Here is a 16,998-nt window from a genome sequence, read left to right as displayed (position 1 = left end):
TCTGCGTCGTGTACTCGGTCCCGCTCCGCACGTCGCCCGCCGACCCGGGCCTCGTCGACGTCCAGGACCTCGACACCCGCGGCGAGCCCCTCGCCACCCCGCGACGGACCCGCTGGCCCGACGCGGTCCTCGGGCCCGTTCCGGCCCCGCCCGGACCGCCAGCACCCACGACCCGCTGGGTCTGGGACGACACCAACCTCTGGTACCCCGCGGCCCTCGCCGCAGGTCGGCGCGTCGAGCGTGGCCACGACCTCCGGCTGTCCCGCGCGATCCTGCGGCACTCGACGCTGACCGCAGGCACGGCCCTCGCGCAGGCACCGCGCGACGCGTGGGACGAGATGGTCCCGGTACCGACCGCACCCGTCCCGGGGCTCGAGCGCCCCGACGCGCTCTTCGACCTCGGCGACCGGCGTGCCGTCTCCCCACCCGACCCGGGCGCGGAGCTGCGCAGGCAGCTCGAGGCCGTCGCTACGTCGTCGGGCCCGGGGCGGCTGCGCCTGCTGCTCGCCGCGGAGTCCGCGGGCGCCCTGGTGGCTGCCGAGATGAGCCACGCCGGGCTGCCGTGGCGCGAGGACCTCCACGACGCGATGCTCTCCGGGGTCCTGGGCCCCCGGCCACCCCTCGGCCTGCGGCCGGCCCGCCTCGAGGCGCTGGCCGAGCAGGTCCGGACCGCGCTCGACGCCCCCGCCCTCAACCCCGACTCGGCCCCCGAGCTGCTCAAGGTCCTCGAGTACGCCGGGGTCGGCGTGAAGTCGACCCGCAAGTGGGACCTCGAACGGGTGGACCACCCGGTCGTCGCGCCCCTGCTCGAGTACAAGAAGCTCAGCCGCCTCCTGACGGCCAACGGCTGGAACTGGCTCGACACCTGGGTGCGCGGCGGGAGGTTCCGGCCCGAGTACGTCGTCGGGGGAGTCGTCACGGGGCGCTGGGCCGCCAACGGCGGGGGAGCGCTCCAGCTCCCGCACCAGGTCAGGTCGGCCGTGGTCGCGGACCCGGGATGGAAGCTCGTCGTGGCCGACGCGGCTCAGCTCGAGCCCCGCGTCCTCGCGGGGCTCTCGGGAGACCTCGTCATGGCCGAGGCCGGCCGCGGCGGCGACATGTACCAGGGCATCGTCGACGCGGGCGCGGTCGAGACGCGCGCCCAGGCCAAGATCGGGATGCTCGGCGCCATGTACGGCGGCACCACGGGCGAGAGCGGGCTCATGCTGCCGCGCCTGGCCAAGGCGTTCCCCCGGGCCCTGGAGCTCGTCGAGCAGGCCGCCCGCGCGGGCGAGCGCGGCGAGATCGTGACCACGCGACTGGGGCGGAGCTCACCCCCGCCCGGGTCGGGCTGGGAGGAGACGCAGGGCAGCGCGTACGACGAGTCCGCGTCGAGCGACGCCCAGTCCCGCGCCCGCAGCCAGACCCGCGCGTGGGGCCGCTTCACCCGGAACTTCGTCGTGCAGGGAACCGCCGCGGAGTGGGCGCTGTGCTGGATGGCCTCGCTGCGGGGACGGCTCGCCGCGATGCCGCAGGCCCAGGTCCCCGGCCGGGCTCCCGCGCCCTTCACCGAGCAGCCGCACATGGTGTTCTTCCTGCACGACGAGATCATCGTGCACGCCCCCGCCGAGCTCGCCGAGCACGTCGCGGACGAGATCCGGGCCGCGGGCACCGAGGCCGGGAAGCTGCTCTTCGGGGACTTCCCGGTCGACTTCCCGCTCACGGTCGCGATCGTCGACGACTACTCGCGGGCCAAGTAGGCGACGGGCGCTCACGGACGTCCCAGGACCTGGCGGACGACTGGTCAGAGATCGGCGCGCGGTTCGCCGCGGTACGTCCCGATGGACCAGAGGTTGCCCTCGGGGTCGGCGAGGACCAGCTCGCGGCTCCCGTAGTCGGTCTCACGCAGCGGGGCGACGATCGTGGCCCCGGCGCGCGTCGCCCGGTCCTCGATCTCCTCGACCCCGACGCCGCTCCCGGAGCCCCCGGCGACCACGTACCCCCCGAACGTGCCGGGCTGACGGGACCACTCGCCATCGGGCTTGTGAGACCCCAGCATGATCCCCCCGCCGGGCGGCCAGTCGAGCTGCGCGTGCGCGACCCGACCGTCCTCTTCGGTCATGACGGTGTTGCGCCGGAAGCCCACGACGTCGACGAGGAAGTCGATCAGCGCGGGCGCGTCATGGGCCTGGAGCGTGGGCCAGACCTGTGCCTGAGGTGTTCTGTCGGTGTCCATGCCTTCAGCCTGCGCGCGGGGCACCGCCCCCGGCTTGGATGTTTGCGCGTTCCTCGACCAGCCAGGCGGTGGGGCTCAGGCCCGCGAAGGCGTGGAAGTCCCGCACCAGGTGGGAGTGGTCGGCGTAACCGGTGCGCACGGCGATCGCCGTGAGGTTCGGGCCCGACTGCGCCAGGGACCTCGCGCGGACGGCGTCCCGGGCCGCGTCGAAGCGGACCAGGCGGCAGGCGGCTCCCGGGCTCAGGCCGAGCTCGGCCGTGAAGAGCGACGAGAGCTGGCGGGTGCTGAGCCACACGTGCGCGGCGACGTCGGGCACCCGGACCCGCCCGCCCCGACGCACCACGAGCTGCCAGGCCTCGGCGATCTCGGCCCGCACCGGGCCGAGCGCGGGACGCCGGGAGTCCGCCGCGCGCCGCAGGGCGTCCTCCACGAGGACCAGCCGCTCGGCCCACGAGCCGGCCTCGCCGAGCCGTTCCCGGAGCGCGCGCGAGGCATCCCCGAGCACGTCGTCGGCGTCCGAGACGATGCCGAGCTCTCCGGCGGGCACGCCGAGCAGCGTGCGGGCGGCGAGCGGGTCGAGCGCGAGCTGGACGCCGGCCTGGTGCGCGGGCTGATGGATGTAGGCGGGGGTGGTGTGCAGGCCGCCCACGAGCGACTCGTAGCGGTGCAGCGGTGCGTCCTCGCCGGGGCCGGTCGCCGTCGGGACCGGCCCGTCGACGCTGATGACGACGGTCAGCCAGGGGGAGGGCAGCCCGCGGTGGACCGACGGGGCGTCGTCGGCGATCTCGTAGCCCAGCATCGAACCGACCGCGGACGCCAGGGGACCGGTCGGCGAGGAGCGCACGTAGTGCTGGCTCATCCCTCCACCGTAGGACGTCCTGGAAGGTGGCGCCGCGGTCCGTGCCCCGGCTGGTGGCTGACCGGCCCGGGGAGGAGGCGACATGGCGAGGGGCGCCGGTCGCAGGGGATCCCTGCGCCCGACGCCCGTCGCGTCGCTCTGGTGCTACCGCCCGCCCTTGAGCGGGATCTTGACGAGCGTCCCGCCCGGGACCGGCTCGGGGGTCGGCGTGGGCGTGGGGTGGTGCCTCGCGGAGTCGGTCGGCGAGAGCAGGGCCGTCCCACCCGGTTCACCCGGCTCCTCGGGTCCGGTCGGCAGCCCCGCGAGCACGTCGGAGGTCACGTACAGCGCGGACGATGTCCACTCGAGCGCGCCGGGCATGACGACCTCGGCGAACGGTACGGGCGTCGTGGTGCCCTTGCGGATCACCGAGATGCGGCTCGCGAAGAGCTCGGCGACGTACACGTCCCCCCGCGGGGAGACCGCGAGGTTGGTCGCCGTGAGCAGGCCGCCCGCGTAGAAGGAGACCGTGCCCCGCTGGCTCACGGTGTAGACCGCTCCGCGGGCTCCGAGCGAGGGGTCCTCGGGCCCGCCGGGCAGGAGCGAGACGAACAGGCGCCCGTCGGGGCCGCGCTCGACGTCGGTCGGGACGGGCTCGTTGTAGTACGTGTGACCGATCGTGCACTCGGGCATCCCGGTCGCCGCAGCGACCTCGGCGGTCACGGCCAGCGGCTGGGCGGGCAGGACGGCGACCGTGCGCACCTTCCCGCGCCGGTCGACCGACCAGATGGCGTTCGCCCCGGCGTCGGCGACGTACGTCGTGCCGTCGATCGTCGTGGAGGCGTACGGGTGCGAGAAGACCTCGCCCGGGTGGCTCGCGCCGCCGACCTCGGGCGGCACCTGGGCCGCGCAGTCCGGCGTGAGGTCGCGGAAGCCGTAGATCACGCCGCCGTCGGGGTTGGTGGCCTGCTCGTGGGCCCCGATGTCGGCGACCGTGCGGATCTTCCCGCGCTTGTCGCGCTCCTTGAGGAGCACGCTCGCGCCGTCGGGGGTGCCCTCGGTGAACAGGACGCGTCGCCCGTCGGTCGAGACCGCGCTGATCTCCGAGCCGGGGACCGCAGCCGCGTAGACGTTCTGCTGCCCGCGGCGGTTCACCTCGGTGACGAACCCGCCGAAGTTCTGGGAGACGTACAGCGAGCCGTCGTCGCCGAGCCCCGACGAGAGCGGGCCGAGCAGCCCGGTCGCGAGGGTCTGGGGGGCACCGGGGGTCGGCAGGCCACCTCCGCCTCCGCCGTGCCTGTCGTCGTGCGCCTGGGCGGGAGCCGCGCCGAGCGCGAGAGCCCCGACGAGGGCGAGCGCGATCCCGATCGTGCCGGTCCGCTGCGGGCCGCGCGTGGTGCGCGGCCGTCTGATGCTCTTGGTCTTCGTGATCATCGATTCTCTCCTCGGGCGCGGGACGTCGACGTCGGGCGCCCGTGGTCTGGGCCGCGCTGCGGGCACGACCGTCCGTCGTGGACGGCCCGGTGCGCCCGGCGCTCGCCGGTGAGTGGAGTGCGGTGATGTGCGGTGCGTTGCGCACCGTGGGCACTGGCCTGACCGTGCCGGTGGACGCCTGGGCGTCGTCGCGAGGTCCGGCTCCCCTGCCGGACACACGTAGGGAGCGCTCCCAGGACCGTTCGTGACATCCACCGGACCGCGCGCGGCGGATAGCCTGGTGCCCGTGACCGCACACCCCACGCTCGCCGACGTCGTCCGGACCCTCGAGTCGCTCTACCCGCCGTCGACAGCGGAGGGGTGGGACGCCGTCGGGCTCGTGACGGGCGACCCGGCCCAGCCGGTCCGCAAGATCCTCTTCGCAGTGGACCCGGTCGCGACGGTCGCCGACGAGGCGATCGAGTGGGGCGCCGACCTGATCGTGACCCATCACCCGCTCTTCCTGCGGCCCGTGCACTCGATCGCGGCGACCACGTTCAAGGGCTCGCTCGTGCACCGTCTGGTGCGGGCCGGCGTCGGGCTGTACGTCGCCCACACCAACGCCGACGCCGCGCCGCGCGGGGTCGCGGACGCGCTCGCGGACGCGATCGGTCTGGTGGACCGGACGCCGCTCGTCCCCTCGGGGCCCGACGACGGCACGCGCCCCGTCGAGACCGGCATCGGTCGCGTGGGACGCCTCGGGGAGCCGACGACGTTGCGCGCCTTCGCGCAGCGCGTCGCCGCCGCGCTGCCCGCGACCGAGCAGGGCGTACGCGTCGCGGGCGACCTGGACGCGACCGTGAGCACCGTGGCCGTCGTCGGGGGCTCGGGCGACTCGCTGTTCGACGCCGTCCGCAGCGCCGGGGCCGACGTGTACGTGACCGCGGACCTGCGCCACCACCCGGCCTCCGAGCTGCGCGAGCGGGCCGAGTTCGAGGGCGGCGTGGCGGGCGGTCCGTTCCTCGTGGACGTCGCGCACTTCGCGAGCGAGTGGCCCTGGCTGCGCTACGCGGCCGCCGACCTGACGGAACGGCTCGCAGATGCGGGTACGGTGGAGACCCGCGTGAGCGTCCGACGGACCGACCCCTGGACCGCCCGGATCGGCTCCGCGCCCCGCGCCTGAGACGGCGCCCCACAACTGCATCGAAAGGAACGCCCCCTGTGACCACTGCACCCCCCGAGGACCAGCGACGACTGCTGGAGGTCCAGGCGCTCGACACCCGCCTGCAGCAGCTCGCGCACAAGCGCACCACGCTGCCCTCGATCGCCCGCATCGCGGAGCTCGACGCGCAGATCTCCGACCTGAGCACCTCGCTCGTCGCCTCCCGCACGGCCGTGAGCGACCTCAAGCGCGAGCTCACCAAGGCCGAGGGGGACGTGGAGCAGGTCCGCACCCGTGCTGCCCGCGACCAGACCCGCCTCGACTCGGGCCAGGTCGGTGCCAAGGACGCCCAGGCGCTCGTGGGGGAGCTCGCGTCGCTCGCCCGCCGCCAGGAGGTCCTCGAGGAGGTCGAGCTCGGCGTCATGGAGCGCCTCGAGGCGCACGAGGACGCGCTCGCCAAGCTCGACGCCGCGAACGACGAGCTGCTCGCCGCGAAGGCCGCCGTCGTGGCCGAGCGTGACGCCGAGCTCGCGCAGCTCGACGCCGAGGTCGCGACCGTGACGGCCGCGCGCGCCAAGGCCGTCGAAGGGCTCGACGCGGGCCTCGTGACGCTCTACGACCGGCTCCGTGCACAGCTCGGCGGTCTGGGCGCTGCCGTGCTCAGCGGTCGCCGCTGCGGGGGGTGCCGCCTCGAGCTCAACCCCTCCGACGTCGAGATCATCAAGGCCAAGAGCCCCGACCAGGTCGCGCGCTGCGAGGAGTGCTCGCGCATCCTGGTGCGGCTCGACGCCTGAGGGGCTGCTGATACTGCTGGGACTGTCCGCTAGCTGGAGCTGACGGGACCTGCCGGTGCTGCTGGTTCTGCTCACGGGACCTGCTGGTTCTGCTGGTTCTGCTGACCGGACCTGCTGGCCGGTCTTGCGGTCGGAACGGTCGACACGACCCCGTCCCTCGTGGGGCGGGGTCGTGCTGTGTCCGGGGGGTTCCGGTGCCGAGCACGAGGTTGCGGTCGTTCTGACGGATTCCACGACCGCAACCTCGTGCTCGCATGCGCGCAACGTCGTGTTCGGTGGGTTGACGTCGCTCGTGGTGCCGAACATGCGGTTGGCGTCGTGAATCGGGCTGAGAGCGACGGCAACCGCATGCTCGTGGGACGTCAACCGCATGGTCGCGGTGGTGGGTGTCGTGCGGGATGCGCGGGCGGTGGCCTGGGACATTGGCGGCCGGCCCGCGGTGGCAGCGGTCGTCGGCTCCGGTGCTGCCCGAGGCCCGTGGAGCCTGGTTGTCCACAGCCTGGGACGGGGGGTGGTGGTGCGGCGGTTTGACCCGTTAGGTTCCTGGGGAGGTAGGGGGCGGTGTGGCCCTGTGCCGGTACCTACCGAGGGGGCAGGGATGGGTTCGCAGGGGTTGCACAGGGCTGCCGCGCATGCGCGCAGAGGCGTGTCGGGCGCTGGGCGTCGACACGAGCGCGGCGACTGGGGGCGGTCGTGGTCGTTGGGCGCGGTGGCGCTGGTGGTCGGGATCGGCGTGGTCCTGGGCGGCTGCTCGACGCCTGCGCCGGAGGTGGAGAAGACACCGTCGGTCGTGAGCGAGGCTCCGAGCCCCACGCCCACGCCCACGCCTGTTCCGACGGGTCCGGTCAAGCCCGAGCGACCGGCGGACATGGACCGGACCGACGAGGTGGGTGCGGCGGCTGCGGCGACCTACTTCCTGGAGCTCTACCCGTACGTGATGGCGACGGGTGACCTTGAGGAGTGGGACGCGATGACGTTCGCGGAACTGTGTGGATTCTGCACATCGGTCCGAGATCAGGCTCAGGAGATCGCTAATGATGGTGATACGTACCGAGGCGGAGAAATTGATGCCGTAGTTATCAAGGGCTACCCGCTGGACGACCTTGTCGGTGGCTATCCGCTGGACGTCAATGTCGCCATCAGCGATGCGGTGCTTATCAACAGTTCTGGCCTCGAGGTGGATCGTCAAGCTTCGCAGTCCAAGCCATATCGCGTCGAAGTCCTTCACGACGGCACGCTCTGGCGTGTTCTTACGGTCTCTTCAGACATGCCGGTCTCGTGACTGTGCTAGCGAGCGCTGCTGTGCTGGGGGCGCTGGCCGCGATGGTGTCAACGGGATCGATCGACTTCGACGGTAAGGCAAAGAACGATTCGGTTGACATCGTCGCCACCGACGTCTCCGCAGACGGCTCCGCCCATCGTCCGAAGAACTTCGACGGAACCCCCGCGTCCTCCGAGTACCGGCGGATGCCCGCCGCTTTGTGCCACAACGCGGACTTCACCACGACCAAGGGGCAGATCGGGACCTGTGCCGACGGTGAGGTCGAGGGAGAGTTCCAGGTCTCGTGTCCCGAGGGTGAGATCGCCCTGGAACCCGTCTTCGTGCAGACCTGGACCAACAACCCGGACGGAACCATCAGTGGTCTGACCGGCTGGACCCTGCTCAACGACGGCGACTGCCTGACCGCGGTCGACCTCGCACCGTTGGCCGAGGTCGAGTTCCAACGCCTGACGATCGCCCCGTCGCCCGTCACGGTCCAGCCTCCGGACGGCTGGACGCTGGTCAACATCGAGACCATCACCTACACCAGCCCCACCCCGCAGACGTTCGCCACGACGCTGCTCGGCATCCCGGTCACGATCGAGGCCACGCCCGCGACGTACACCTGGGACTACGACGACGGCACCACCCCGACTCAGACCACCGACCCCGGCGCCCCGTACCCCGACCAGAGCGTCTTCCACACCTACTCGGACGAGGGCACCGCCACCATCACGCTCGGCACCACCTGGGAAGGACGCTTCCAGATCACCGGTACCTCGAGCTGGACCCCCATCACGGGTACCGCGCTCACGACCGCCACGGCCCCACCCCTGACCATCTACGAGGCACGCTCGCGCCTGGTCACCGACCCGCTCGACTGACCTCGACGAGACACGCCCGCATCGCCCCTGTTCGACGCCACGACCAGCACCAGGAACACTGAGGTGGCCGGGCGGCGCACCTTGGCATGGGTACACGGTCGGGCTACGGCTCCGGGCGCGTGAAGCCCGGGCCATCGCCGACAGAGGCACCCGAGCACGCAGAGGCGGCCGAGCAACCCGGGGTCGGATGGACGAGGCGAGACGTGGAGGAACAGCATGGGTAGGTCGTTGATCGTCGAGGCCGACGGCGGGTCGCGCGGGAACCCCGGACCGGCGGGCTACGGCGCGCTCGTCCGGGACGCCACGACGGGAACAGTGCTGGCCGAGCGTGCGCGCTACCTCGGCGTCGTCTCGAACAACGTCGCCGAGTACTCGGGACTCGTCGCGGGGCTCGAGGCAGCGCGGGGCATCGACCCCGAGGCCCGCGTGCTCGTGCGCATGGACTCCAAGCTCGTCGTCGAGCAGATGTCGGGTCGCTGGAAGATCAAGCACGACGACATGCGACGCCTCGCTGCCGAGGCCGCACTCGTCCTCCCGCCGTCCCAGGTCTCGTACGAGTGGGTTCCGCGCGCCGACAACTCCGCAGCCGACAAGCTTGCCAACGAGGCCATGGACACGGGCGGCCAGATTGCGCGCGACTACCCGGACCCCGCTGTCGGCGAAGCGCACGACGGTCAGGACGTCCAGACCAGGGGCGAGGACCAGGGAGGACGCGCCGAAGAGACCTCGGGTGCGGACGACAGCTTCGACCGTCCGGCCACCGACGACGCCGCGGCGTTCGACACGCCGTCACGCCCTTCCGGGGCCCGTGCGCGGTTCGACGGCGCCGAGCCGTTCACGGTCGTCCTGGTCCGCCACGGTCAGACCCCGCTCACGGTGGCCGGCGCCTACTCGGGCTCCTCGGTCCCGGGCCCGTCGCTGACCGCGCGAGGTCGGGTGCAGGCCGCGCAGGCCGCCGACCTGGTCTACCGCATCGGTCGCGACCGCTGGACCGACCTGCCGCGCCCGTCCGCGATCGTCGCGTCCCCCATGGTGCGTGCTCAGGAGACAGCACGGGCGGTGGGCCGCCGTCTGGGCCTGCACGTCGGGACCGACGACCGCTTCGCCGAGGTCCACTTCGGCGAGTGGGAGGGCCTGACCGCCCCGCAGATCGCGGAGCGGTGGGACGGGCATCCGGAGAGGTGGCTCGCGTCGGGCACCGAGGTCGCGCCGGGCGGGGAGTCCATGGCAGACGTCGGCGACCGGGTCTGGGCCGGGCTGCAGGACCTGCTGGCCCGTGGCATGGGCCGGACCGTGGTCGTGGTGGGGCACGCGGTGCAGGTGCGTGCCGCGGTCGGTCGGGCGATCGAGGCGCCGCCCTCGCGGTGGGCAGGCTTCCGGGTGCCACCGGGATCGGTCAGCATCCTGCGGCTGTGGGCCGACGGCGCGACCGAGCTGACCGTCGTCGGATGCCCGAGCGAGCCGTAGGCCCGCCCGCAGCGGCCAGCCCCCGTACGGTGCCGAGCACGAGGTTGTGATCGTTCTGAGGTCCTCAGCGTTCGCAACCTCGTGCTCGACCGCACGGAACCTCGTGCTCGACCGTACGGAACCTCGTTCTCGGCGACCGACCTCACGCCCAGGCGCCCGGATCGGTCGAGCAGGAGCAGAAGGTCCGCGCAGGCAGAAGATCGCGCAGTCGCAGGGGGGCCGAGCAGCCGCAGAGGGGCACGGTCCTGACGCTCAGGCCACGCCCGCCGATCCACGCCCCCCACCGCACGCCACCCCGAGGGGATCAGGAGACGACGAGCTCCAGCGTCGAGGCGCCGCGCGCCCCGGGTAGCAGGGTCGCGTCGAGCAGCTCGGTCCCGACCAGCTCGTACGCGGCCTTGAGCAGCTCCTCGCCCGAGTGCACGGGCTCGGCACGGGTCAGCAGGTGCCCCGTGAGGACGCCGCGCGTGTGCTTGGCGTTGTGCGAGACGACGCTGCGCCGGCCGTCGAGCTCGCGCAGCACCCGGACGGCGACGTGCTCGGCGTCCGCGGGCACCTTCCACGCAGCCGCGTACGGCGCCGACCGGCAGTCGATCACGACGTCTCCCGCAGCCCGCGCGTCGAGCGCCGCGGCGAGGTGCGGGCGCCACGACGGGGCCAGCGCGCCGAGGGGGGGAAGCCAGGTCCCCATCGACAACCGGTAGGCGGGGATGCGGTCGGTGGGGGAGACCACACCCCACAGCGCCGAGACGATCCGTACCGACTCCTCGGCCCGCGCCGCCGCGGCGGGCGGCAGGTCGGCCAGGCCGGCCGCGGCGTACAGGACGCCGCTGTACACCCGTGCGGCCCGAGCCGCGGGCGCGGTGGGCAGCGACACGTTGCGCGCGACCTCGTCGGCCAACCCGCTGCTCACGCCCAGCACGTCGAGCGCGTCGCGCCGCCTGCTCGCGGCGACGAGCGCGCGGAGCACGGCCTTGCGGTGCCGGGTGAGCGACGGCGAGCTGAGGGCCGAGAGATCGACGGGAGCTCCGTCGTCGGGCACGGACTTTCCCTCGGAGGGCGGCAGGAGCAGAAGCACACCGCCACTCTAGGGCGGTCGCGCACGGCCACGGACCGCGGCGGGGCGTGGCGATGGTCACCCGTGGCGGACCGCGAGCCCCGGCACTAGGTTGTGCCGCATGGTTCAGGTCAAGGTCTACGGCACCCGCACGGTCTGGGAGATGAAGCGCGAGGACATCTCCGACGCGATCCACCGGGCGGTCGTCGGCGCCTGGGGGCTGCCCGAGGAGAAGCGGTTCCACCGCTTCCTGCTCATGGAGGACGGCGACCTGATCGCGCCGCAGCGCAGCGACGCGTACCTCGTCATCGAGGTCGTGTGCTTCACGGGCCGCTCGCGAGAGGCCAAGCGGGCGCTCATCGCCGCGATGTTCGACGACGTCGCGCCCTTCCTGGGGCTGGCGGCGGACGACCTCGAGGTCGTCATCCTCGAGAGCCCGCCCGAGAGCTGGGGGATCCGCGGCAGGAGCGGCGACGAGCTCGCGCTGGGCTACCGCGTGGACGTGTAGGCTGCGGGAGCGGATGAGTCGGTCAGACGGCCGCGTCGGTGCCCTCGTGGCACCGCCGAGGAACGTCCGGGCTCCACAGGGCAAGGTGGTGGGTAACGCCCACCCGGGGTGACCCGCGGGACAGTGCCACAGAGAACAGACCGCCTCCCACGGCCTCGGCCGTGGGCGGTAAGGGTGAAACGGTGGTGTAAGAGACCACCAGCGGGCCAGGTGACTGGTCCGGCTAGGTAAACCCCACCTGGAGCAAGGTCAGACAGGAAGCGTTCGAGGGCTGCTCGCCCGAGCTTCCGGGTAGACCGCTGGAGGCGTGCGGCAACGTACGTCGTAGATGGATGGCCGTCACCCGTGCGGGGGCAACCGCGCGCGGGGACAGAACCCGGCGTACCGACCGACTCATCCGCCCTCACCCGTCCGGCGACCCCGCCTCCTCTGTCGCCCGCACCGCCCCCTGCGTAGGCTGGCTGGATGAGGATCGTCGAGTGCTTGGCCCCGGTGCTGGGGCAGTGGCAGGGCGTCCACCGTCAACGGCTCCTGCCCACGGACGAGTTCGTGGCGTCGGACGCCACGGCGTCGGTGACGGTCACGGCCCGCGAGTTCGTCTCGCTCGCCTACACGTGGTCCGACGGCGACGCTCCCCAGGAGGGGCTGCTCCTCCTGAGCGGCGGCTCCGGACCGGAGGGGGTCTCCGCGGTCTGGCTCGACTCGTGGCACTCGTCGCCCGCCTGGATGCTGTTCGACGGGACGGTCGGTGAGGACGGCGTCGTCCGGCTGACCGGGAGCTATGCCGCACCGGAAGGGCCGGACTGGGCCTGGCAGATCTTCGTCGCTCCGGTCGAGGGCGGTGGCGGGCGCATGACCATGCTCAACCTGGTGCCCGGCGAGGCGCCCTACGAGGCGGTCGAAGCGGTCTACGACCACCGCGTCTGAGCCGTCACCGGTCTGCGGCCCCCGCTCGCCGCATCAGCGCGACCGGAAGCACCACCCAGAGCAGCGCGAACAGCACGAGCGCACCGCCTGCCGCGATCACCGCGGCCGTCGGCCCGACGACCACGTCGAAGATGAGCAGCACCGTCCCCGCCACGACGAGAGCGAGCACCACGAGCCCCACGCGCGCCAACCGGTCGGCCGACGTCACGAGCCGGGCCTTGAGGTGCTTGCGGAACAGCAGGCGGTGCAGCGACACGGGAGCCACGAGCAGGCCCGTCGCAAGCACCGAGAGCACCACGAGGCACAGGTAGATGGTGCGCTGGGTGTCGTCGAGTTCGCCGAACCGCTGCTGGAACGGCAGGGTCAGCAGGAAGCCCGTGAGGATCTGCACGCCCATCTGCGTGACGCGCAGCTCCTGCAGGAGCTCGGCCCAGTTGCGGTCGGCGCGCTCCTCGGCCGACTCGTGGCGCGAGTCGGCGCTGCCCGCCTCGTCGTCCCCGGAAGACCGCGAGTGCCGGGGCCCCGAGCCGCCGGCCCCCGAGCCGCCAGCCCGATCGCCCACGGGCTCCCGGCCACCCCCACCGCCCGTGTCCACGCCGGCCCCGCTCAGTGGTTCCGGAGAGCCGACACGAGCTCGCTCTTGCGCATGGTCGAGCGGCCCTCGATCCCGATCTCGCGAGCCCTCGCGCGCAGCTCGGCCACGGTCCACTCCTCGTAGGCAGGGGACGACCCACCCTTCTTCCCGACCGTGCTGCGGGACGACGCCGCCGCGGCGTTGGCGATGCGCGCGGACTTCTCCTTGGAGCTCCCCTCGTCGCGCAGGGTCTCGTACAGCTCCTTGTCCTTGACCGAAGGACCGGGGTCTCGCCTGGGCACAGGATCACCTCTCGAGGTCTCGATGAACAGGTCTCTCGACCGTACGACGACCCCGCAGCACTTGCTCGGCACGTGGCACCGGGCCAGAGCAGGTCAAGAGCGGCGAAGACGGCCAGGAGGAGGATTCGCCCAAAAACGCACGCCGAGGGCATCCCAGGTAAAGCGCTCCCCAGAATGCTGTCATGCCGGTGCCACTTGGGGGTACCCTGGCTCTGTTGACGGCGCTCTAGACGTCGGGTGCCGAGAACACGACGAGCGGGGGCTCTGGACTCATGACTCCGAGCAAGACGACGACCACCGGCGGTATCACTCTCCTCGAGCAGCCGGATTCGAGTGTCGTGGACATGTGGGGCGAGATCGACGTGGCGCTGCGCAGCGAGGCGAGTGCCGCACTGGCGAACGCACTGGACCGGGACGTGCCTGTCGTGATCGACACCTCGAAGGTGACGTTCATGGACTCCACGGGCATCGCGTTCCTCGTGCAGTTCTACACGATCGGCAGCGAGGAGGGCCTGCAGGTCAGCCTGCGCAACCCTCCGACGGTCGTCACGGACGTCCTGGAGATGCTGGGCGTGATCGACATCTTCCCGGGGCTGCCGACGCACCACGTCGAGCACGACGAACCACAGCACCAGAGCGCGGTCTGACCCGCCTCGCGGCGGGCCGGACCACGCGCGGTGGGCGGCGTCCGGCGAGCACCTGACCTGATCCTTCCGGCCGAGGGCACAGCAGGACCAGGTCAGGGCGCGCAGGCGGTCAGGCCAGCCCGGCTCCTTCGGCTGCCAGTGCGGCAGCGCCCACGATGCCCGCGGCGTTGCGCAGCTCGGCCGGGATGATGGGCGCCTTGAGGTGCAGCAGCGGCAGGAAGTTCTCGTGGTGCTTGGAGATCCCGCCGCCGACCACGATCAGGTCGGGCGAGAACAGCATCTCGACGACCTCGAAGTAGCGCTGGAGCCGAGCGGCCCACTCCTCCCACGAGAGGTCCTCGCGTCCGCGTGCCGACTCCGCGGCCCGTGACTCGGCGTCGAACCCGTCGATCTCGAGGTGGCCCAGCTCGGTGTTGGGCACGAGGATCCCGTCGACGACCAGGGCGCTGCCGATGCCCGTGCCCAGCGTCGCGAGCAGGACCACGCCCTTGGTGTCCTTGGCCGCGCCGTAGCGGACCTCGCCGATCCCCGCGGCGTCGGCGTCGTTGACCGCGACGACGTGGCGCCCGGTCTCCTTCTTGAGGAGAGCGGGCAGGTCGACGCCCTTCCAGGACTTGTCGAGGTTCGCGATGAACCCGATCACGCCGTGGTGGATGGGGCCGGGGAAGGCCACGCCGATCGGGACGTCGTGCGGCAGGTCGTACTCGTCGACCAGCTCGGCGATGACCTTGGCGACGGCCTCGGGCGTGGAGGGCTGCGGCGTCGGGATGCGGTGGCGTTCCTGGGCGAACTCGCCCGTCGCGAGGTCGACGGGTGCGCCCTTGATGCCGCTGCCGCCGACGTCGATCCCGAAGGCCAGCCCGTGGTGGTGGTGTGAGTGCTTGCTCATGGCAGGGTCAGGATCTCCGCTCCGTCTTCGGTGACGACCAGGGTGTGCTCGAACTGGGCGGTCAGCGACCTGTCCGCGGTGACTACGGTCCACCCGTCGTCCCACGTGCGCCACTCGGGGCTGCCGAGCGTCAGCATGGGCTCGATCGTGAAGACCATGCCCGGCTCCATCACGGTGTCGTGGTCGGGGGCCGCGTCGTAGTGGGGGATCACGAGCCCCGAGTGGAACGACTCGCCCACGCCGTGGCCCGTGTACTCGCGCACCACGCCGTAGCCGAACCGGTGCGCGTACTTCTCGATCACGCGGCCCAGGACGTTGACCTCGCGCCCGGGGCGCACGGCCTTGATGGCCCGGTCGAGCGACTCGCGCGTGCGCTGCACGAGCAGCGCGGCCTCCTCGCTGATCTCCCCGACCGCGAACGTGGCGTTGTTGTCGCCGTGGACCCCGCCGATGAACGCCGTGATGTCGACGTTGACGATGTCGCCCTCGACCATGACGGTCGAGTCGGGGATCCCGTGGCACACGACCTCGTTGAGCGACGTGCACAGCGACTTGGGGAAGCCGCGGTAGCCGAGCGTCGACGGGTAGGCGCCGTGATCCAGGAGGAACTCGTGCCCGATCCGGTCGAGCTCGTCGGTGCTCACTCCGGGGGCGACGTGCATCCCGACCTCGGCGAGCGCCTGGGCCGCGATGCGGCTCGCGACCCGGATCCGGTCGAGCGTCTCGGGGGCCACGACGTCGTCGCCCGTGAAGGGCTGCGGGCCGGGCTGCCCCACGTACTCGGGCCGCGCGATCGAGCGTGGCACGACGCGCAGGGGAGAGACCGACCCCGGGACCAACGGTCCGCGTGGGGCGGTCAGGACGGAGGAATCGGGCATGCGGCCAGTCTACGGAGTGCCCGTGGCCCGGTGCGTACGGCCGACGCCGTGCGCGCGGGTGAGGCAGGATCGTCCTATGACGAAGGAACGATTCTCCGACGACGGCGACCCGGTCTCCGAGGACCAGTACTACTTCGACACGCGCACGGGGGAGGTCTCGAAGGGCCCGCAGTCGGCGTGGTCCTCGCGCATGGGCCCGTACCCGACGCGTGAGGCCGCGGCCCAGGCGCTCGAGCTGGCCCGGGCCCGCTCCGAGGCCTGGGACGAGGAGGAACGGGAGCGCGAGCGCGAGAAGTGACGGATCCGTCCGGTCCGGGGCGGCGGTGGACGGTCGCACTGGCCGTGCTCCTCGCGGGCCTCGCGGTGGGGCTGGTGTCCTGGCTCGCGTTCGGCAGCGGCGACGACGGGCGTCCGGCGCCCTCCCCGAGCCCGACGACGGAGCGCACCTCGGGTGCGTCCGACGCCGACGACGTGCCCGGCCTCGCAGGCGTCGCCGGCTCCGGCAGGTCGTCCCCACCGGACCCTGCGTCGCTCCCGCTGACCGGGCTGACGGTCGCGCTCGACCCGGGCCACAACGGCGCGAACGCCCAGCACCCGGACCAGGTCGGTGCCCCCGTGCCGGACGGTCGCGGGGGCTCCAAGGCGTGCAACACGGTCGGCACGTCCACCGACGCGGGCTACCCGGAGCACGCGTTCACCTGGGACGTCGCGTCCCGGGCGGGCGCCGCGCTCGAGGCGCTCGGCGCACAGGTCGTGCTGACCCGGTCCGACGACCAGGGCGTCGGACCGTGCGTCGACGTCAGGGGGCGGTCCGCCCAGGACGCGGGCGCGGACGTGCTCGTCTCGGTCCACGCCAACGGCAGCGACGACAAGGCCGCGCGGGGGTTCTTCGTCATCGTGGCGGACCCGCCGCCGGCCGTCGAGATCGACGAGGGGCTGCGCGCCGAGAACGCGTCAATTTCGCCGAGCGCCCCGCGGTGCTTCTCGAGCTGGGCGAGATGCGCAACCTCGACGAGGCTGCGCTGATGTCCTCCGAGGAGGGGCGCCAGCGCTACGCGGACGCGATCGCCGTGGGCGTGGTCGCCTGGGCGGGGTAGCCGGCTCTCAGGCACAGCGACGCCCGACGACGCCACGCACCCCGGGTGCACCGCTGCACCCGGGGGAGCGACGCCGTCGGGCAGG

General features: G+C 72.5%; 19 protein-coding genes and 1 other RNA gene. 12 read left to right on the top strand and 8 right to left on the bottom strand.

Annotated features, from left to right (window positions below; genetic code table 11):
• Positions 1-8: 8 nt before the first annotated feature.
• The gene (locus tag H9641_RS16645) at positions 9-1,739 is read left to right on the top strand and encodes a bifunctional 3'-5' exonuclease/DNA polymerase (RefSeq protein WP_191805552.1); all 1,731 of its coding nucleotides are present in this window, start codon (positions 9-11) and stop codon (positions 1,737-1,739) included.
• Positions 1,740-1,783: 44 nt separating this feature from the next.
• Here H9641_RS16645 and H9641_RS16640 read toward each other — a convergent pair whose 3' ends face one another.
• From H9641_RS16640 to H9641_RS16630, 3 genes are all read right to left on the bottom strand, one after another.
• Positions 1,784-2,215: a VOC family protein gene (locus tag H9641_RS16640; RefSeq protein WP_191805551.1), complete on the bottom strand. Its 432-nt coding sequence runs from the start codon at positions 2,213-2,215 to the stop codon at positions 1,784-1,786.
• Positions 2,216-2,219: 4 nt separating this feature from the next.
• Positions 2,220-3,074 (bottom strand): AraC family transcriptional regulator, encoded by an 855-nt coding sequence (locus H9641_RS16635; RefSeq protein ID WP_191805550.1) that lies wholly within the window; start codon positions 3,072-3,074, stop codon positions 2,220-2,222.
• A 144-nt stretch (positions 3,075-3,218) separates the two neighbouring features.
• On the bottom strand, positions 3,219-4,487 hold the full coding sequence (locus H9641_RS16630) for a ScyD/ScyE family protein (RefSeq protein ID WP_191805549.1): 1,269 nt from the start codon (positions 4,485-4,487) through the stop codon (positions 3,219-3,221).
• 286 nt (positions 4,488-4,773) lie between these two features.
• Here H9641_RS16630 and H9641_RS16625 point away from each other — a divergent pair, with 286 nt between their 5' ends.
• From H9641_RS16625 to H9641_RS16605, 5 genes are all read left to right on the top strand, one after another.
• Complete coding sequence (locus tag H9641_RS16625; protein WP_318244652.1) at positions 4,774-5,649, top strand: Nif3-like dinuclear metal center hexameric protein; 876 nt, start codon at positions 4,774-4,776, stop codon at positions 5,647-5,649.
• Between the two features lie 38 nt (positions 5,650-5,687).
• Positions 5,688-6,422 carry a zinc ribbon domain-containing protein gene (locus H9641_RS16620; RefSeq protein WP_191805548.1) on the top strand — a complete coding sequence of 245 codons (735 nt, stop codon included), beginning with the start codon at positions 5,688-5,690 and terminating at the stop codon, positions 6,420-6,422.
• A 709-nt stretch (positions 6,423-7,131) separates the two neighbouring features.
• A complete protein-coding gene (locus H9641_RS16615) occupies positions 7,132-7,704 on the top strand; it encodes a DUF6318 family protein (protein ID WP_191805547.1) in 573 nt (190 codons plus the stop codon).
• Positions 7,705-7,889: 185 nt separating this feature from the next.
• Positions 7,890-8,567: a hypothetical protein gene (locus tag H9641_RS16610; protein WP_191805546.1), complete on the top strand. Its 678-nt coding sequence runs from the start codon at positions 7,890-7,892 to the stop codon at positions 8,565-8,567.
• Between the two features lie 216 nt (positions 8,568-8,783).
• The gene (locus tag H9641_RS16605; protein ID WP_191805545.1) at positions 8,784-10,034 is read left to right on the top strand and encodes a bifunctional RNase H/acid phosphatase; all 1,251 of its coding nucleotides are present in this window, start codon (positions 8,784-8,786) and stop codon (positions 10,032-10,034) included.
• 304 nt (positions 10,035-10,338) lie between these two features.
• Here the strand turns inward: H9641_RS16605 and H9641_RS16600 are convergent, their stop codons facing one another.
• On the bottom strand, positions 10,339-11,112 hold the full coding sequence (locus H9641_RS16600) for a YaaA family protein (protein ID WP_191805544.1): 774 nt from the start codon (positions 11,110-11,112) through the stop codon (positions 10,339-10,341).
• A 100-nt stretch (positions 11,113-11,212) separates the two neighbouring features.
• On the opposite strand from H9641_RS16600, the gene H9641_RS16595 reads away from it, so the two are divergent.
• The 3 genes from H9641_RS16595 (at position 11,213) to H9641_RS16585 (ending at position 12,526) form a co-directional block, all read left to right on the top strand.
• On the top strand, positions 11,213-11,599 hold the full coding sequence (locus H9641_RS16595) for a tautomerase family protein (protein WP_056651087.1): 387 nt from the start codon (positions 11,213-11,215) through the stop codon (positions 11,597-11,599).
• Positions 11,600-11,613: 14 nt separating this feature from the next.
• Positions 11,614-11,999, top strand: an RNA gene (gene rnpB, locus H9641_RS16590) — RNase P RNA component class A.
• 65 nt (positions 12,000-12,064) lie between these two features.
• Positions 12,065-12,526: a DUF1579 family protein gene (locus H9641_RS16585; RefSeq protein ID WP_191805543.1), complete on the top strand. Its 462-nt coding sequence runs from the start codon at positions 12,065-12,067 to the stop codon at positions 12,524-12,526.
• Positions 12,527-12,530: 4 nt separating this feature from the next.
• On the opposite strand, the gene H9641_RS16580 is transcribed toward H9641_RS16585, so the two are convergent.
• Both H9641_RS16580 and H9641_RS16575 read right to left on the bottom strand, forming a co-directional pair.
• Positions 12,531-13,088: a DUF6328 family protein gene (locus H9641_RS16580; RefSeq protein WP_318244651.1), complete on the bottom strand. Its 558-nt coding sequence runs from the start codon at positions 13,086-13,088 to the stop codon at positions 12,531-12,533.
• A gap of 44 nt (positions 13,089-13,132) precedes the next feature.
• Complete coding sequence (locus H9641_RS16575) at positions 13,133-13,402, bottom strand: DUF7218 family protein (RefSeq protein WP_191805542.1); 270 nt, start codon at positions 13,400-13,402, stop codon at positions 13,133-13,135.
• A 272-nt stretch (positions 13,403-13,674) separates the two neighbouring features.
• On the opposite strand from H9641_RS16575, the gene H9641_RS16570 reads away from it, so the two are divergent.
• Entirely contained in the window at positions 13,675-14,049 is a 375-nt protein-coding gene (locus H9641_RS16570) for an STAS domain-containing protein (RefSeq protein WP_056651097.1), read from the top strand.
• Positions 14,050-14,158: 109 nt separating this feature from the next.
• On the opposite strand, the gene ppgK is transcribed toward H9641_RS16570, so the two are convergent.
• Complete coding sequence (gene ppgK, locus H9641_RS16565) at positions 14,159-14,938, bottom strand: polyphosphate--glucose phosphotransferase (RefSeq protein WP_191805541.1); 780 nt, start codon at positions 14,936-14,938, stop codon at positions 14,159-14,161.
• The gene (gene map, locus H9641_RS16560; protein ID WP_191805540.1) at positions 14,935-15,816 is read right to left on the bottom strand and encodes a type I methionyl aminopeptidase; all 882 of its coding nucleotides are present in this window, start codon (positions 15,814-15,816) and stop codon (positions 14,935-14,937) included. Before map ends, ppgK begins: the two co-directional genes overlap by 4 nt.
• 76 nt (positions 15,817-15,892) lie before the next feature.
• On the opposite strand from map, the gene H9641_RS16555 reads away from it, so the two are divergent.
• A complete protein-coding gene (locus H9641_RS16555) occupies positions 15,893-16,114 on the top strand; it encodes an SPOR domain-containing protein (RefSeq protein ID WP_191805539.1) in 222 nt (73 codons plus the stop codon).
• A complete protein-coding gene (locus H9641_RS16550) occupies positions 16,111-16,842 on the top strand; it encodes an N-acetylmuramoyl-L-alanine amidase (RefSeq protein ID WP_191805538.1) in 732 nt (243 codons plus the stop codon). Before H9641_RS16555 ends, H9641_RS16550 begins: the two co-directional genes overlap by 4 nt.
• Positions 16,843-16,998 lie beyond the last annotated feature (156 nt).

Source organism: Oerskovia merdavium (genome assembly GCF_014836755.1).
Lineage (GTDB): Bacteria > Actinomycetota > Actinomycetes > Actinomycetales > Cellulomonadaceae > Oerskovia > Oerskovia merdavium.
The sequence above is the reverse complement of the archived record's forward strand: the minus strand, read 5'-3'. Positions and strand labels throughout refer to the sequence as shown.

Bases quoted from the DNA above. Each gene is read 5' to 3' on its own strand.
- H9641_RS16640 (WP_191805551.1), bottom strand. From the start codon at position 2,215: ATGGACACCGACAGAACACCTCAGGCACAGGTCTGGCCCACGCTCCAG.
- H9641_RS16635 (WP_191805550.1), bottom strand. From the start codon at position 3,074: ATGAGCCAGCACTACGTGCGCTCCTCGCCGACCGGTCCCCTGGCGTCC.
- H9641_RS16630 (WP_191805549.1), bottom strand. From the start codon at position 4,487: ATGATCACGAAGACCAAGAGCATCAGACGGCCGCGCACCACGCGCGGC.
- H9641_RS16610 (WP_191805546.1), top strand. From the start codon at position 7,890: ATGCCCGCCGCTTTGTGCCACAACGCGGACTTCACCACGACCAAGGGG.
- H9641_RS16605 (WP_191805545.1), top strand. From the start codon at position 8,784: ATGGGTAGGTCGTTGATCGTCGAGGCCGACGGCGGGTCGCGCGGGAAC.
- H9641_RS16595 (WP_056651087.1), top strand. From the start codon at position 11,213: ATGGTTCAGGTCAAGGTCTACGGCACCCGCACGGTCTGGGAGATGAAG.
- H9641_RS16585 (WP_191805543.1), top strand. From the start codon at position 12,065: ATGAGGATCGTCGAGTGCTTGGCCCCGGTGCTGGGGCAGTGGCAGGGC.
- H9641_RS16570 (WP_056651097.1), top strand. From the start codon at position 13,675: ATGACTCCGAGCAAGACGACGACCACCGGCGGTATCACTCTCCTCGAG.
- ppgK (WP_191805541.1), bottom strand. From the start codon at position 14,938: ATGAGCAAGCACTCACACCACCACCACGGGCTGGCCTTCGGGATCGAC.
- map (WP_191805540.1), bottom strand. From the start codon at position 15,816: ATGCCCGATTCCTCCGTCCTGACCGCCCCACGCGGACCGTTGGTCCCG.
- H9641_RS16555 (WP_191805539.1), top strand. From the start codon at position 15,893: ATGACGAAGGAACGATTCTCCGACGACGGCGACCCGGTCTCCGAGGAC.